Origin of the sequence: Gynuella sp., assembly GCF_050297175.1 — a bacterium.
Classification (GTDB): domain Bacteria; phylum Pseudomonadota; class Gammaproteobacteria; order Pseudomonadales; family Natronospirillaceae; genus Gynuella.
Genome location: NZ_JBNKSF010000019.1, coordinates 74,727 through 92,083, shown reverse-complemented (window position 1 = coordinate 92,083; position 17,357 = coordinate 74,727). Strand labels below are relative to the sequence as shown.

8 protein-coding genes are annotated in these 17,357 nt (G+C 46.8%); 7 read left to right on the top strand and 1 reads right to left on the bottom strand.

What is annotated here, in order from left to right; translation table 11 throughout:
• The first annotated feature begins 280 nt into the window (after window positions 1-280).
• From ACQY6I_RS07580 to ACQY6I_RS07570, 3 genes are all read left to right on the top strand, one after another.
• Window positions 281-5,101, top strand: a complete 4,821-nt coding sequence (locus tag ACQY6I_RS07580; RefSeq protein ID WP_428240869.1) for an NAD-glutamate dehydrogenase — start codon at window positions 281-283, stop codon at window positions 5,099-5,101.
• Between the two features lie 27 nt (window positions 5,102-5,128).
• A complete protein-coding gene (locus tag ACQY6I_RS07575) occupies window positions 5,129-5,359 on the top strand; it encodes a DUF2835 domain-containing protein (RefSeq protein ID WP_428240868.1) in 231 nt (76 codons plus the stop codon).
• 79 nt (window positions 5,360-5,438) lie between these two features.
• The gene (locus ACQY6I_RS07570) at window positions 5,439-6,455 is read left to right on the top strand and encodes a quinone-dependent dihydroorotate dehydrogenase (protein WP_428240867.1); all 1,017 of its coding nucleotides are present in this window, start codon (window positions 5,439-5,441) and stop codon (window positions 6,453-6,455) included.
• A 218-nt stretch (window positions 6,456-6,673) separates the two neighbouring features.
• On the opposite strand, the gene lexA is transcribed toward ACQY6I_RS07570, so the two are convergent.
• On the bottom strand, window positions 6,674-7,279 hold the full coding sequence (gene lexA / locus ACQY6I_RS07565; RefSeq protein ID WP_428240866.1) for a transcriptional repressor LexA: 606 nt from the start codon (window positions 7,277-7,279) through the stop codon (window positions 6,674-6,676).
• A gap of 205 nt (window positions 7,280-7,484) precedes the next feature.
• Between lexA and ACQY6I_RS07560 the strand changes: the two genes are divergently transcribed.
• The 4 genes from ACQY6I_RS07560 (at window position 7,485) to ACQY6I_RS07545 (ending at window position 17,337) form a co-directional block, all read left to right on the top strand.
• Entirely contained in the window at window positions 7,485-8,351 is an 867-nt protein-coding gene (locus ACQY6I_RS07560; RefSeq protein WP_428240865.1) for an alpha/beta hydrolase, read from the top strand.
• Between the two features lie 592 nt (window positions 8,352-8,943).
• Window positions 8,944-12,795 carry a CHASE domain-containing protein gene (locus tag ACQY6I_RS07555; protein ID WP_428240864.1) on the top strand — a complete coding sequence of 1,284 codons (3,852 nt, stop codon included), beginning with the start codon at window positions 8,944-8,946 and terminating at the stop codon, window positions 12,793-12,795.
• A gap of 118 nt (window positions 12,796-12,913) precedes the next feature.
• Window positions 12,914-13,855 carry a GGDEF domain-containing response regulator gene (locus tag ACQY6I_RS07550; protein ID WP_428240863.1) on the top strand — a complete coding sequence of 314 codons (942 nt, stop codon included), beginning with the start codon at window positions 12,914-12,916 and terminating at the stop codon, window positions 13,853-13,855.
• On the top strand, window positions 13,852-17,337 hold the full coding sequence (locus ACQY6I_RS07545) for an ATP-binding protein (RefSeq protein ID WP_428240862.1): 3,486 nt from the start codon (window positions 13,852-13,854) through the stop codon (window positions 17,335-17,337). Before ACQY6I_RS07550 ends, ACQY6I_RS07545 begins: the two co-directional genes overlap by 4 nt.
• Window positions 17,338-17,357 lie beyond the last annotated feature (20 nt).

Below are 17,357 nucleotides of genomic sequence, written 5' to 3'. Positions count from 1 at the left end.
TCAATAGGTCCCCTTATTTTGGTTAATGGTTATTGGGCTGAGTATTCTTAATCAGAGAGTTGATTGGTTCAAGCCGGTACATATGCCGACTCCCGCTGTTAAGGTACATCAGAGACGGAATTTTTTACATTCTGTACACAGTGACAACATACTGGAATGCGGCTGGATCTGTTAGTCTGAACCGGTGTTTGAAACACAGCTTGTACAGGCTGGATTAGTCTTTTTAAGCAAGATTGACTAGCCTGAAGGAAAGTAAAAAAATAACCTTTATGAGGGATATATGTTTAGTCCGACTCAAATTTCCAGGCAGGAAATTATCGAAACCGTCCAGCAGCGAGTAGCCTCTGAATTTCCCGAATCTTTACAGCAATCCATTCAAACCCTAATCCACAGATGCTTTAGCTATGTGGCACCAGAGGATCTGGTAAAGATTGAGCTTGAGGATTTAAGGGGGTTGATATTAAGCCTTTGGCAACATCTTGAGCATTGGCCGGCTAAACGTCCCAAAATTAATATCCTGAATCCCAATCTCGAAGAAAACGACTGGCAGTCGAACCATTCGACTATCATGATTCTGACGAAAGAAATTCCGTTTGTGCTTGATTCTGTCCGTCTCGGATTGAACCGTGCGGGATTGAATATTCACATTGTTTTCCATTCGACCCTTGGCGTGGAGCGTGATGCTCAGGGGCACTTGACCGGCATTAATCAGAACTCAGATAACAAAGAGTTGCTGGTCTGTTTTGAAGTCGATCACGTTTCTGATGTAGAAAAAATCACCGATCTGCACAAAGAGATAGAAACCATCCTGTCCGATGTTGAACTGGCCACTGGTGATTTTGATGCGATGCAGGCCAAAGTGGCTGCCAAGATTGATGAGTTGGGTAAAACACCACCTGTCGGAATCCCCTCGGATGAAGTGGATGAAACCAGGGTGTTTCTAAAGTGGTTGAGTAACAACCATTTTAGTTTTCTGGCTTACGATGAATATGAACTCAAAGACGCCAAAGTCATTCAGGTGGCGGACAGTGCCTTGGGGTTATTTAAAAAGAACAAAAAACTCAAAGTTGAGGATCTCAGTGAACTGACTGAAGATATGCAGGGATTTGCTTATGAAGCGAAACTGCTGACGTTCATGAAGTCAGGCCACAAATCCAAAGTACACCGGGAAACCTATTCTGATTACATACTGATCAAACAGTTTGATGAGAAAGGAAACGTCATCGGTGGAGTTCGGATTCTCGGTCTGTACACCTCTTCGGTGTATAACAACAGTGCCCAGAATATTCCGGTTGTAAGGAAAAAAATCCTGTTGGTATTGGAAAAGTCTGAGTTCTTTCCCGGTACCCACAATTACAAAGAGCTGGCGCAGATTCTTTATTCTCTGCCCAAAGACGAATTGATTCAGTCCACTATCGAAGAGCTGTTAACTGTCTCACAGAAAGTGTTGGCTATTCAGGAGCGTAAGCGCATTCGTTTATTTGTCCGTAAAGATGTTTACGGCAAGTTCATTTCTTCTTTGTTGTATATCCCCAAAGACATCTATAACACCGTGTTGAGAGAACAGATCCGGCTGATGCTCATGGAGCATTTTGATGTGGAAAGCTGGGATTTCACAACCTTCTTCAGTGAATCTGTGCTCGCGCGCACCCGCTATGTATTCAAGCTGAAAAAACCCATGACGGAAGAAATTGATGTCATGGCGCTGGAGCAGAAAGCCATTGCCATTTCCCGTCATTGGAAGGATGACTTTAAGTCTGCATTGATTGACAGTGTTGGTGAAGAGCGGGGTATAGAGCTTTATCGACGTTATCACAACTCATTTCCATCCGGATACCAGGATAATTACAGTCCCAGAGTAGCAGTTATTGATTTGCAACGAATGGAGTCTCTGTACTCAGATGACAGTACCTCTCTGGCGCTGAGTTTTTATCGTAGCCATGAACCGTCGGGCAGTCAGCTGAATCTCAAGATATTCCATCAGCAGCATTCACTGCTGTTATCTGATCTGATTCCAGTATTAGAGAACCTGGGCTTAAAGGTGGTTGATGAGTTTCCCTACCAGATCAAAATTGAAAATAACCAGAGCTGTTGGGTTTACGACTTTACGTTGATGTATCCGGATGATGAGAACCTTGAGCCTGCTAACTATCGTGAACAGTTTAATCAGGCCTTTCATGCTATCTGGTATGGCAAGGCGGAAAATGATGAGTTTAATCGACTGATACTCAAAGGAAATTTGAACTGGCGTCAGGCAGCAGTGTTGCGTGCTTATGCGAAATATATGAAACAGATCGGTTCAACGTTCAGCCCTCAGTTCATTGCCGAAACCCTGTTATCCCACTCCGCCATCGTCGAGCAACTCAATAAGTTATTTGAACTCAGGTTTGACCCGAAACAGAGTAAGCGCAGTGAGAGTCGTGAAGAAAAGATCGTCAGTCGTATAGAGACTCTGCTGGATGCTGTTGAAAATCTCAGTGAAGACCGGATTCTGCGCAAATATGTGGAGCTGATCAGAGCAACAGTCAGAACGAACTTTTATCAGACCCGTGATGGTCACGAAAAAGAATATGTCAGCTTCAAATTCCTGCCGCGCATGATTAGCGATCTGCCGTTACCTTATCCAAAATACGAAATTTTCGTCTATTCACCCAAGGTTGAAGGTGTCCATCTGCGCGGTGGTAAAGTTGCTCGTGGGGGCTTGCGGTGGTCTGATCGTAACGAAGATTTCCGAACCGAAGTGCTCGGTCTGGTCAAAGCCCAGCAGGTTAAAAACTCGGTGATTGTACCGGTTGGAGCCAAAGGGGGATTTGTTGCCAAGCAATTACCGGCCAATGGCAGCCGGGAAGAAATACAGGCAGAAGGAATCGCCTGCTATCGTTGGTTTGTCCGTGGTTTGCTTGATATCACCGATAACCTCATAAATGGTGAAGTGGTACCGCCAAAACACGTTGTACGGTATGACGAGGACGACCCTTACCTGGTGGTTGCAGCAGACAAGGGCACCGCAACATTCTCTGATATTGCCAATGAACTGGCACTTGAATACGGACACTGGCTCGGGGATGCCTTTGCTTCTGGGGGATCCCACGGTTACGACCATAAAAAAATGGGCATTACGGCGAAGGGCGCATGGGTCAGTGTTCAGCGTCATTTTCGCGAACTGGGCATCGATGTTCAGCAGGAAGAATTCACCGTCATCGGCATTGGTGACATGGCCGGTGATGTGTTTGGTAATGGTCTGTTGCGGTCTGATAAGGCCAAATTGATCGCTGCATTTAACCATATGCATATTTTTGTCGATCCAGATCCGGATGCGTCGGCTACGTTTGCAGAACGTAAGCGTCTGTTTGATTTGCCACGTTCATCCTGGAGCGATTACGACACCAAACTGATTTCCAGTGGTGGTGGAGTGTTCCAGCGCTCGGCCAAATCCATCACCATCACTAAAGAGATGAAAGCGCGGTTTGAAATCAAAGAGGACCGTCTGACACCCAACGAACTGATTTCCGCCATTCTTAAAGCACCGGTTGACCTGCTCTGGAACGGTGGTATTGGCACCTATGTTAAGTCCTCCCGAGAAAGTCATGCTGATGTGGGTGATAAAAGCAATGACAATGTCCGCATCAATGGTTGTGATGTGCGTGCTCGTGTTGTGGGTGAGGGGGGTAACCTTGGGTTAACCCAGTTGGGCCGGATCGAATATGGCTTGAAAGGCGGTCATTCATTTACCGATTTTATCGATAATGCCGGTGGCGTGGACTGTTCTGACCATGAGGTCAATATCAAGATTCTGCTGGATCGGCTGGTACACAACGGTGATTTGACGGAGAAACAACGGAATATCCGACTGGAGGAAATGACCGAAGAAGTCTCCAGACTGGTTCTCACCAATAATTATCGGCAGGCTCAGATTCTATCCTTATGTGACAGTGAATCCCTGGCACGTATAGAAGAGTATCGTCGTTTAATTTCCACGATGGAAGCGAGGGGTAAACTCAATCGCGAGCTTGAGTTTATTCCATCTGATGAACAGATTTCCGAGCGGAAAAACGCCCGCCTGGGACTGACCCGGCCAGAGTTGTCGGTGCTGATCAGCTACGGTAAAGGCGATTTGAAGGAGCAGTTGATCAAAGCCAATATTGGTGACGATCCTTATGTCGTTCGGGAAGTTGAGACGGCGCTGCCTGCCGTGCTGGTTAAGGACTATCACGATGCTGTATATAACCATCCGTTGAAAAATGAGATTGTTGCCACTCAGGTGGCCAATGATCTGTACAACCATATGGGGATTACGTATCTGACCAGAGTACAGGAATCCACCGGTTCCTCAGTATGTGAAGTCGCCAAAGCATATATTGCTGCCCGTGATGTGTTTGGTCTGAAACAGATCTGGCGTGACATTGAAGATCTTGGTTCCCGGATAGAATCGTCGGTTCTGAACCGTATGATGTTAAACACTTCCCGCAGTGTCAGACGCGCGAGTCGCTGGTTTATCAAAAACAACCGGCTTGGTATTCAGGTGGAAAACATAATTGCGGAATACCAACCCGCTATTGAGAAGCTGTCTGATAATTTCCCTGATATTCTGGTGGGCGAAACACAGCATCAATGGCTGGAAGCTGTGCAGAAGCTGGTGGATCATAAAGTGCCGGAAGTTTTGGCGGCCAAAGTGGTGACAACAGACTTTCTCTACAACTGTCTTGGAGTCATTGCCATTGCCGGCACGACCGGTACCAGCGTGATAGAAAGTGCCAGAACATTCTTCCGAATTGGAGATGAGCTGAATTTGATCGACTTTGGTGATCAGCTTAATCAGCTGAGTGTTGGGTCGCACTGGCAGGCACGTGCTCGTGAGGCCTATCGGGATGATCTGGAATGGCAGCAACGCAGCATTACCCACAGCCTGCTCAAAGCAAAAACCAAAGATCAGGATATGGACACCGTTTTGTCCAAGTGGCGAGAGAAAAACGAAGTGTTGATAAATCGCTGGCACCGCATGATGAAAGAAATCAAAACGGCCAACGATGTCGAGTTCAGTATGTACTCGGTCGCGATACGAGAGCTACTTGATTTATCCCAGGTGACCAAAATAGAGTAGGCGGATATCATTACATCAGGCTAGGTTATGAGTTCCGGACAAAGTTTTTTAATTGTTGATATCAGTATTACCGCTGAAGAATTAATAAAGTTGTACCGGGGCTCAGCGAATCAGGTCAGAGCCACGGCCAGAGATGGCCGTGTTGTTCGATTTCCAGCTCGTATCTTACAGCCATATGTGACCCGTTCAGGCGTGCAGGGAAGCTTCAGGATCATATTTGACGGACATCATAAATTTCAGAAGATTGAACGTTTATAGCCCGCTCAGTTCGCTTTTCAATATTCAACAGCTGAATGACAGACTATAATCCGCCAAATTTTTCAAAGGGCGGATACCGATGTACGACTTGTTGCGCAAAGGGCTTTTCTTACTTTCACCAGAAACGGCTCATGAAGCCTCCCTTGAACTGCTAGGGGCTGCAGCCCGCTTAAACCTGTCAGGCTGGGTGGGGAATAAGGTTTCTTCAAAACCCGTCCGGGTGATGGGAATTGATTTTCCAAATCCAGTCGGTCTGGCAGCAGGTATGGATAAAAATGGCGAATTTATCGATGGCCTTGCGGCACTGGGATTTGGTTTTATTGAAGTTGGCACAGTCACTCCCAGGCCGCAGCCGGGCAACCCTAAGCCCCGCTTGTTTCGCTTACCGGAAGCCGAGGCTATTATCAATCGCATGGGCTTTAACAACCACGGTATTGATCAATTGATTACCAATGTCCGGCAAAGTCGTTATGACGGAGTACTTGGCATAAACATTGGTAAAAACAAAGATACTGCCAGTGAGCAGGCCGTGGATGACTATTTGACCTGTTTGCGTAAAGCCTATCCGTATGCCTCATACATAACGATCAATATTTCCTCTCCCAATACCCCGGGTCTTCGTGATCTTCAGTTTGGCGATCAGCTGTCCAGTTTGCTGGCGGCACTGAAAGAAGAGCAGCTCCATCTTCAACAACAGATTGGCAAATATGTTCCACTGGCCGTCAAAATTGCACCGGATATGGATGAGGCAGGTATTGAACAAATCGCAGAAACTCTGATTAAGAATGGTATCGATGGCGTGATTGCCACCAATACCACCGTGAGCCGGGAAGGGGTCAAGCACTTGCTGCATGGGCAGGAACAGGGAGGTCTCAGTGGTCTGCCGGTGCTTGATATGGCGACTGAAACCCAGCGTTTAATGGTACAGGCCTTGGATGGCAGGCTGCCTGTAATGGGGGTTGGGGGGATTCTCAATGGCGAACACGCTTCAGAAAAAATACTGGCAGGTGCCGAACTGATTCAGTTGTATACCGGTTTTATCTATCGTGGTCCGAAGTTGATCACCGAGTGTGTAGAGGCGATACGCAATATTTAAGGATGTATTGTGTTAATGCCGAACAGAGCATTATGACCGTGCAACTTTGCAGTATTGTTTGATTAATACATAGGGGATAACACGCGACTATCCCAACAAAGTCAGGTTGGTGCCGATGCAGAAAGCGACCGTCGGTACGTAATAAAAAATCGCTTGCATAAAAAACACGCGCTGAATTTTGATATTCAGCGCATAAAACGAAGTGTTTTGAAAACTGACTAGTGGATTGTGTTTCTCAACACACCCACATATAAGCCCTCAATGGCAAAGTCATCTGATTTCAGGTCAACAAGGATATCATCGTAATCCTCGTTTTCGGCCACCAGAGTGACAGTATTGCGGCTTTTGTAAAACCGTTTGACCGTTACATCATTATTGATACGCGCCACAATGACATCACCGTTTTTGACTTGATCAGTCTTGTGTACTGCTATCAGGTCATCTTCCAGAATACCAATGTTTTTCATGCTAACACCTTTTACGCGCAACAAATAATCGGCTTTTGGATAGAAGAAGCTTTCTGGAAAATTCACCCGGTTCTCGATGTGCTCCGCCGCCAGAATCGGTGAGCCGGCAGCAACACTGCCTACAACGGGTAAACCCGCATCCAGATCTTCAGGCAGACGAATACCTCTGGAGGCACCGGGAATCATTTCAATTGCGCCCTTGCGGGCCAGGGCTTTTAAATGTTCTTCTGCAGCATTGGGTGAACGAAAGCCGAGTTTGGCGGCTATTTCTGCACGGGTAGGGGGCATGCCGTTATCATCCAGATACGATTTGATGAAATCAAAGACCTGTTGTTGGCGGGCGGTAAGCTTTACCATGATGGATTCCTGAATTTTTTTACAGTATTGGAAGTATATACAGCTGCCATTGGCCGTGCAACCTTGTCATCGCACTCCTGTTCGAGGGAAATAGATAAAGATAAACATACAAAATTAGTATTAGTGTTATGGTAAAGCCTTATGTTGATCTCGTTTTTTTGGGACAATGGTCAGCTTTTCGATGTGTTTTGGATTTTCATTTGCGATGAAAAGTAGCAGTCAGCTTTTTCCCGTTACATTATTTAAGGCCGATTTCTGGGAGGGCTATTCTGAAGATGTATATTTGTTAAAGCCTAACAATAGCCCTGATAAAACCGCTGAATTTGCGGTTACCCGTTTGGGCCATCCGGATGTTTGCCGTAATGGGCTGAGCCGTGGGGAGCCTGTCATTCTGTTACACGGTTTGTATGAAAACCGGACCGTCTGGATGTATGAACAACATGAGATGCTGTGCCAGCTGCTGAATGCCGGGGCAGATGTCTGGATCATGGAAATGCGCGGTCATGGCCTCTCCAAAGTCAATCACGATAGCCGTCAGAATCATTGGCGTAATTATGCCCGTTATGATTTACCCGCCTTACAACAGTTTATTCGTGAACAGAATCCGGCCAGACAGACATGGTTGGCCAGGGAGCAGGGGGCGGTTTCGCTGTTGCTGGCACTTGAATATGGTTTGTTGGATAAACAATCGGAGGACCGCTTTTTTGTGACCCGTCTGGGAGATCTTCTGCGTCGGGACTTTCCTGGGCTGATTTTGGCGCGCTCGCTGTTTAATCGAAAATCAAGGTTTATTCCAGCTGGCCGTAATGAATATGAGTCGCGCCTGGCTATCAAACAGATCTGGCGGCAAAAATCATGGTTTACCGGGCCGAAATCCCTCGATGGAAAAACTCCTTTGTTAAAAAGTATGCAGCAAAATCCGCTGTCCAACTTGTTTTATCTGTCGGACATGAATGATCCTCATCAGCGGAAGTTGATCAGCCGCGCAGGTTTTACTGTGGTTGAAGAGAAAGCGTTTTCAGAAGCCTTGTTGGTATCCTTGATAACTAACCCGGTACATAAAGTTGGTTGAGCAGGCTATGGTCGCTGGAAATGAATTGAGCCAATTTTCAAAAAATAATAATAGTCCTATTGGGTTTCTTTAATGTCTATTAACCCGGCAATCATATAAATCGTGCTGATCATCCTTGATGATTGCCACGGGAAATCTGGCGGTGGCTTGCGAAATGCCCAATCGCCGGACTGCTTTATTTCCAGGGTTCGCATTGGCTATGGCCAATAGTGAGCTCCAACATTTCGGTGTATTCCTGCATCACACGATTAACCCGGCATAAATGCTTGCCGGGTTAAGAATAACCCAAACGATTGATCGATTTCTAAAGTATGTTTGCTGGCACCAAATGCTCGTCGTCAGTTTGGTGCTTTCCGCACGAGTTTCAGAAACTTTCAACCCGACCTAATAGCTTATCGGGTTAATAGATTGATGATAGCCGCCTGTAATTTTGTTGCTATGCTTTCATAATGATGGCGGCCAGAAGCTAATATCTGCGCCTGTAATCGCCCTTATAGGGATAGGATGCATACTGATTTCTTTGATAGTTCGCATCTGTCTCCTATATTTCTTACTGATCTTTTTATTTCTGGTGAATAAGGTTCAGTAGACTATGCGTCTCGATAAACACTTTCTTACCACGTTGCAATGGAGTGGGTTTTGTCTCATTTTGGGGCTTGCTCTCACTGCCATAACGACGATCGAACTCAGCCGCGCCAGCCAGTCCAGAATTGCCAGTGCTGTTGAAACGAGCCGCCAGCAGACCGTGAAGAAAGTGTTAGACCGGATACAGTTGTATCACTATGGTCTGTATGGCTTCAAAGGCATGGTTCAAGCCATTGGGGCTGATGCGCTGAGTCGGGAAAGAGTGAAAAAATATACCCATTCCAGAGATTACGAAACAAGCTTTCCTGGCGCGCGTGGTTTTGGTTTTATCCGGCGCGTGGCTCAGGATCAGGTTGAGTCGTTTCTGTCAGAAGCCCGCCGCGACGACTGGCCGGATTTTAATATCCGCGAGTTGGCTCCCAATACCTCCGAACGTTATGTCATTCAGTACATCGAACCCGTTGATCGCAATATCCAGGCAGTAGGGTTGGATATTGCGTCGGAATACAATCGTAGAGAGGCTGCCTGGAACGCTCTCACAACCGGAACCATTCAATTAACCGGGCCTATAACGCTGGTTCAGGCCAGTGGTGATCCACAGCAGTCATTTCTGATTCTGATGCCGGTGTATCAGACGCCAGTGATACCCACGTCTGTTGAGGAGCGTGTTCAGAAAGGCATTGGCTGGTCATATGCACCTTTACTGATTACCGAAGTTCTGCAGGATATATCTGTTGATACCACTCGGGAGTATTTGAGTCTCAGCGACGTGACTGATGATAAGACAGTGTTTTACGAGAGTGAGAGTTCCCCGGAGCGGCTTTTGTATCTGTCTTCGGAGCGTCATCTGGTAGAGGGTCGAATCTGGGAGGCCTCATATGCGGTAAAGCCCTTGTTTGTTGCACAACTGAACCCGTCATCCACGCGGCAAATAATGTCGATAGGTGGCCTTCTGAGCGTACTGGCGGCGGCGTTGATAGGCTTTTGGTCGCAAAGCCGCTCCAACCGACAGGCTGCAATTCAGGAAAAAGCCCGAATGGCATCTATTGTTGAGGAGTCACCGGATGGCTATTTGGGATTAGCAACAGATCTCACTGTCAACAGTTGGAACCATGGCGCGGAACTCCTACTGGGGATTCAGGCTGATTTTGCTCTGGGGAGAAAGTTGCCGGAAATTATTGGTTATCGCCAACGGTTTATGAATGCCCTTGAAAGTCTGAATATGGAAAACAGCTCGTATTATTTTGAATGCAAATGGGGTGGCGAGAACAGCCACAATATAGACATCGCTGTTACGGTCTCGCTGATTGGCCGATTTGATCAACAAGCCGCAGGCTACTCGATTGTTATGCGTGATGTTTCCCAGCAGAAAGAAGCTGAGGAAATGATACGAGATATCAACCTCAGCCTGGAACGCAAGGTGGCAGAACGGACTGAAGAGCTTGAGTCTGTCAACCGACTGTTGAAATCGGTGATGGATGCTGCCTCAGAAGTCGCAATCATTGCGATTGATTCTGAAGGCTTGATCTGGTTATTCAATCATGGTGCCGAAAGACTGCTGGGGATTGCAGCTACCGATGTCATCAACAAAGTAAATGTCTTGCGTTTTTATGACCCCGCCGCAATCCATAACCGGGCGAGTGAATTACAGCATGAATATTCCACTCAGCTAACTGATATTGAAGTCCTGACCCATGTTGCACGACAACAGGGATCAGAAATCCTTGAATGGAGCTATCTGAACATCAGCGGTGAACAGATTCCAGTCTCCGTTGTTGTAACACCCATTAGTGATCAGGAAAATAATCCGGAAGGATATTTGATCGTTGCCATGGATATCTCCGAGCAACAGCGTAATCGTAAAGAACTGCTTGCCACCAGAGACCGTTTGTTGTTGGCCTCTGATGTTGCGCAGCTGGGCATCTGGAGTTGGAACGTCATTGATGACCGGTTGCAATGGAATGAAAGGATGTTTGAAATTCATGAACAGTCAAAAGAAGTGCTTGCTCAGGGACTGACCTATGATCACTGGCGAAACCGGATCCACCCGGATGATCTGGAACGCGCGGAATCTCTGATTATGGATACCCTAAAAGGCACGCATAACTTTGATATCACCTACAGACTGCTGTTTCCGGATGAACGGATCAAATATATAAAATCAGCTGCTCATGTGCAGCATGATGACCATGGTTCGGTTATCAGTCTGACAGGCATCAATCTTGACGTAACTTCGCAAACGCTGGTGGAAGAGAACCTTCGGATTGCCAAAGAAAATGCCGATGCGGCGAGTGCAGCCAAAACCAGGTTTCTGGCCAACATGAGCCATGAAATCCGTACGCCCATGAATGCTGTTATGGGTATGCTGCAATTGATCAAAAAGACAGACATGACGACCCAGCAAACCGAATACGTAACCCAAGCCCACATTGCCGCAGGCACTCTATTGGCATTACTCAACGACATTCTGGACTACTCCAAAATTGAAGCCGGAAAAATAGAAATCGATCCACACCCTTTGGATGTCGATGAGATGCTTCGTGAGTTAACTATTGTGTTATCAGGCAGTCATCGTAAACAAGGCGTGGAGCTAATGTACGACATTGATCCGGAGATCCCCAAATCAGTGTTAGTGGATGGATTGCGTTTCAAACAGGTGCTGATCAATCTGGCCAGCAACGCACTGAAGTTTACTTCTCATGGGAACGTGACCATCAGTGTCAAACAGGTTTCGGCGGATGCCCAAAAGGTGTGGTTGCAGTTCCGCGTTACGGATACCGGCATTGGTATTGCTGAGGAGCATCAGAAACGCATCTTCGAAAGTTTCAGTCAGGCGGAGAGCTCGACCAGCCGCCGTTTTGGTGGAACCGGACTTGGTTTGGTGATCTCTCGAAATCTAGTGGAACTCATGGGAGGAAAACTGGATTTCTCAAGTCGTCCCGGTGCCGGCAGTGAATTCTGGTTTGAGTTGCCGGTAGCCGTTTTGGTACCGGCGGAGCAACCACTGCTGAATACTATAAACACCGGCGTGCCAGACCATGTTCTCATCGTCGATGACAACGAGGTTTCCCGGAATATTCTGAACAAGGCAGTACAGAAAATGGGTATGCAGGTTTGGGAAGCTGCCTCCGGTTACGAAGCGAATGAATGCATTAAAAAAGCATTGAGCAATGATATAACGTTTAAAACCGCGCTGATTGATTTGATGCTGCCGGACATATCAGGGTTGGAAGTGGCGCGTGCTGTACGCAATGCATTTGAAGCCAAAGTATTGTTAATCACCAGCAGTCAAAGGAGTGAGCTCACTCACCTGATAGGCCCCAAAGCCAGTAACGATTTTGACGAACTATTGTTTAAACCAGTGAGCTTCAATACTTTGCGTAACTTATTGCTGGACCCATCCAACGAGGACCATACCAGAGAATCTGAGTCAGCCAATCGCGACAATATAACAAGTGGTCAAAGGCTTCAGGGGGTCTCCATTCTGGTAGTGGAAGACAATGAAATGAATCGTTTTGTGGCCGAACAATTGTTGTCTGGCGAATCAGCCCAGGTTATCTGTGCCAATGACGGCCAGTCAGCTTTGCAGACCCTACACTCAGGTGAACAGTTTGATATCGTCCTTATGGATATGCAGATGCCCGAAATGGATGGTTTGGAAACCACGCGGCATATACGAGCCTCGCAGAGATTTTCAGAACTGCCAATAGTTGCCATGACAGCTAATGTTTCTGAAGATGATATCAAAGCCTGTCTCGACGCCGGTATGAACGATCACATCGGCAAACCGTTTGAAATAGACGATGCTGTTCACAGAATTCTAAAAGTACTCAGCCAGCGAAAGAAGGGGATGACTTGATATTGAAGTGGCGCATTTTCGATTTTTAAACTTTACTGAACAAATCGGGAGACTCGTGTTTTATGGCCGCAAGGCCTTAAAACCGCTGTCACAAAGCTCTTAACCAGGTACTGAAGACTTGCTTAAATCATTTTCACATCGTAGCAGAGAAGTTTCAGACGCCTGGGTGCTGATCGTAGATGATGAGCCTATTAACTGTCTCGTGTTGGAAGAAATATTGGCAGATATCTGTCATGTCCAGGCGGTTAACAGCGGTGTTGAAGCTATGGACGCTTGTATTAAAAACAAGCCGGATCTGATTCTGATGGATGTGATGATGTCTGATCAAAACGGTTTGGAAACTTGCCGGCAACTGAAGGCGGATCCTGAACTAATGGATATACCCGTAATATTTGTCACATCACTCACTAACGATTTTGACCAGGAAGAATGCTGGAATGCAGGTGGCACAGATTTCGTGACCAAGCCTGTGAATGCTACAACGGTGCGTAACCGGGTTAAGACTCACCTGACTTACAAACTGCAAACTGACATGCTGATGCATTTTACCTATGTGGATGGTCTGACCGGTGCCTATAACCGGCGTTTTTTGGATGCGGCCTTACCACCCTGTTGTAAACAAGCCCGACGAACAGGTAGTCCATTTTCCCTGATTATGTTCGATATCGATTACTTTAAAAAATTCAACGATCGTTACGGCCATTTAAATGGTGATGATTGCCTCAAACAAATCTCCTCAACTTCCATAGCTATACTGAAACGCCCGACCGATATGTTTGTCCGTTACGGAGGAGAAGAGTTCCTCTGTATTCTGCCTGATACTGATGAGAAAGGGGTGAAACATCTGGCTGATGAATTGCAGCAGGCAATCAGTGCACTGAATATAACGCATGAAGACTCGAGCTTTGGTCATGTGACTGTCAGCATTGGAATCTTCACCTTTCATCAAAGCAATTCGTATGATATCCCGAGTATTCTGAAATCGGTGGATGCCGCGCTTTATCAGGCCAAACGTTCCGGTCGTAACCGTATCTGTGTGGCGGGGCAGGAGTTGGCATGAGCTATCATAAAAGCAGCTGGAGACTATGGTTACTGGTATTCATCGTGCCGGTGGTACTGCTGGGGTTCACCATGCTGTACGACGCTCAACTGAAACGTCAGGCCAGTCATGAAGCGGACGCTACAATGTCCAGAGTTTCAGACGAAATTGCCTATACCATTGTGGAAAGTATAGAACGGCAGAAAAAAAACCTGGCGTTTTTGTTTGGCACCCCGCCTATTTCGGGACTGTCGAGAGCTGAACTCAATGATGGCATTGATCCTTTGGACGGAACCCGGTGGGAACAATGGAAGCAACGTCTCGAAATGATCTTTGTGTCGATGCTTCAAAATAACCCGGAAATTGATCAACTGCGAGTGATCAGATTCGAACCTGAAGGAAGGGAAATGCTTCGGGTTGACCGCTTGGCAGGAAAAATAGAAACCCGTCGGAGTGTCCAACTACAATCCAAAGCAGATACTGATTATTATCGCCATGCCGGCGAACTGTCCCGATATGAGCTGTACGTGAGTCGTATTGATTTGAACAAGGAATTCGGCAAGGTGGAATTTCCCTATCAGCCAACGATTCGTATGATTTTTCCTATTTTTTCTGAAGACGGTAGCCGCTACGCGTTTATTGTTCTGAATATGAATGTCAGTAGTTTGTTTCAGGAGGTGCAGGCCCTGGTAACGGACGAGACTGAGCTGATGCTGCTGGATAGTGACGGTTACTTCATTCTGCACCCTCTCAAACAATATCGTTTCAGCCGTGACCTTAATCCGCAATACCGTTTTAGTCAGCAATACAGCCTGGAATTATCCGATTACAGTGATAGTGGTGCCATTATTGACAAAAATGGAGAAAGTAGACCTGTATATGTGCGCGAAATTCGATTGTCCGCAGATAACGCTAGCACGCTGAGGCAACTCATCGTCTTACCACCCAACTATCTAGAGAGGTTGGTTTGGAATAAACGCCTGGTGAACTTTGGGTTTCTCGCAGCACTGACTGTGATCCTGATAGTGGGTGTTCTGATTTTCTGGCGTAGCTATTACGCCAGTCTTCGCAGTTCGTACCTGCGGGCGGAATATGAAGCCATTATCAACGGCTCTGCTGATGCAATTATTGGTGTGGATCTCTCCGGTGTTGTGACCAGTTTTAATCTGGCTGCCAGCAGATTGTTGGGATTGGTCAAAGAAAATATGACGGGTGGATCGATCAGCCGGTTTTTATTCTTTGAAGACGAGACGATCAACCTGCGCAAACTGATTGCAGATGCTTCTCACCATCAAGTAATTGGGCCGATTGACACCCGATGCCGGGGACGTTCGGGAGATAGGATAGATGTATCTCTCACGGTAGTGCCTATCAAAAATGAAAATGGCACCGTGTTTGGAATCGCGCTGTTTATACGGGATATTTCCCAGCAGAAAAAAGCCGAACGGGACATTCTGCAAGCAAATGTCACCCTGGAACAAGAAGTCGCCAGTCGTACTGAGGAACTGAAGCAGGCTCATAAACAGGCTTTGCAGGCCAGTGATTTCAAAAGTGTGTTCGTTTCCAACGTCAGCCACGAAATGCGTACGCCATTGAATGGTATTTTAGGTGCCATCAGTCTGGTTAAACGTGAAAAACTGTCAGCCAACCAGCAGAAATATGTAGAGATGGCTGAAGCCAGTTCTCTCGCTTTGTCTCTACTGATCAATGACATCCTGGATATCTCAAAGATTGAAGCCGGCAAACTCGAATTTGAAAACAAACGTTTTGATTTGATTCAAACCATAGAGACGATTGTGGATTCGACGGCCATTCGCGCCTATGAAGAAAAAATAGAGTTTATTCTCGATATCATCGATTTGAAGCATCGACATATCGTTGCTGATGCCAATCGTATCAAACAGATTTTGAATAATTTGCTGGGAAATGCGCTTAAGTTTACCCATCAAGGTAATATCAGACTTTCAGCATCCAGTACTATGACCGATGACCGGAGGGTTCGAATTGACTTCTCCATCCGTGATACTGGTATCGGCATTGCAAAATCCAACCAAGGCCAGCTGTTTCAGAACTTCACTCAGGCGGATAGCTCCATTTCCAGTAAATATGGTGGAACGGGACTGGGTTTATCCATTTCGAAACAGCTTTGCCGGTTAATGGGCGGGGACATCAATTTTGAATCGGAAGAGGGAAAAGGCAGCCACTTCTACTTCCATATTGTGTTGAATCAAGCCGATGCGACTGTTGAAACAATCGATCCCGAGCTGCAGGGTCAAACCGTTGCAGTGATGGCACCCAATGTGGAGATCCGTAAACTGCTAAATCGCATGCTGTCGGCTTATGGTGCTCATGTGATGCCTAATGATGAGCTCAATCTAATGCTTGAAGGTCGGCAGATCGAAGAAAAAGGTATCCCCTCGATACTAATTGTCGAATGGTCGCTGATCGCAACCGATGAGCGTTATCGCCGCTTTATTGAATCTATGGGTATCTCCCGACTAGTGGCCCTCTGTAACCTGACAGAGCTCGATATCGTGCCCCCGTGGCATGCTCTAAATAAACCCATTACACCGACTGGTTTCAATGTGGCCGTGCTTGGTCATCAACAACAGCAGGACACGGTTGTTGCTGTTGATGCAGTGGCCAATGTAAAACTGAATGGAGGGGTCATCCTGATTGTGGATGACAATGAGATTAATCTGGAAGTGGCCTGTGGGCTCTTGAATGGGCTCGGGTTGACAATAATGACGGCCTCAAATGGGAAGGACGCTATTGAAAAGCTGCAGCAGCTGACCGAAAACGACAAACCCCTCCATTGTATCCTGATGGATTGCCAGATGCCCTACATGGACGGTTATCAGTGTACTCAGGAAATCAGGCGTGGTGCAGCTGGGCGGAAGTTCATGCGAATTCCCATTATCGCCATGACCGCAAGTGCGATGTCTGGTGAACAAGCCAAATGTATTGCGGCCGGTATGGAAGATTACATGACCAAACCGATTGGCTACGAAATGGTGCTGACCAAACTGCAAAAATGGTTACCAATTGGAGAGCGGCTGAACCAGAGTATTGGTCAAACAGAGAGTCCACCTGAACAGACAGTGGCACAAGAGGAAATAACCGGGACTCAATCGCCATCCGAACCGCAGCTGCCGGTATGGGACCGTGCATCAGCGATGAAGCGCATGTTGAACAACCACAATCTGGTCAACAAAATCACCCGTATGTTTATCGAAACCATACCCAAGAAAATGGATCAGCTGCATGCCATGGTAGAGCAGAACAATATGACAGAAGTGCGTGAGTACAGTCATAAAATCAAAGGCCTTGCAGGTGATGTCGGTGCTGTCCGGCTGCACCGTAATGTTTCCCTGCTGGAGGACGCAGCCAGAGCTAACCAACAAGAACAGATCAACGAATTATATGATCAAGTGCAGCACGACTACCAGGCACTGATGACAGAGCTGGAAGCCTATATGAATTCCACCGAGGAGGTATCGTGATTGTGTTTGGAGTACATGTA

Coding starts and splice junctions, on each gene's coding strand:
- ACQY6I_RS07580 (WP_428240869.1), top strand. CDS start 281: ATGTTTAGTCCGACTCAAATTTCCAGGCAGGAAATTATCGAAACCGTC.
- ACQY6I_RS07575 (WP_428240868.1), top strand. CDS start 5,129: ATGAGTTCCGGACAAAGTTTTTTAATTGTTGATATCAGTATTACCGCT.
- ACQY6I_RS07570 (WP_428240867.1), top strand. CDS start 5,439: ATGTACGACTTGTTGCGCAAAGGGCTTTTCTTACTTTCACCAGAAACG.
- lexA (WP_428240866.1), bottom strand. CDS start 7,279: ATGGTAAAGCTTACCGCCCGCCAACAACAGGTCTTTGATTTCATCAAA.
- ACQY6I_RS07560 (WP_428240865.1), top strand. CDS start 7,485: ATGAAAAGTAGCAGTCAGCTTTTTCCCGTTACATTATTTAAGGCCGAT.
- ACQY6I_RS07555 (WP_428240864.1), top strand. CDS start 8,944: ATGCGTCTCGATAAACACTTTCTTACCACGTTGCAATGGAGTGGGTTT.
- ACQY6I_RS07545 (WP_428240862.1), top strand. CDS start 13,852: ATGAGCTATCATAAAAGCAGCTGGAGACTATGGTTACTGGTATTCATC.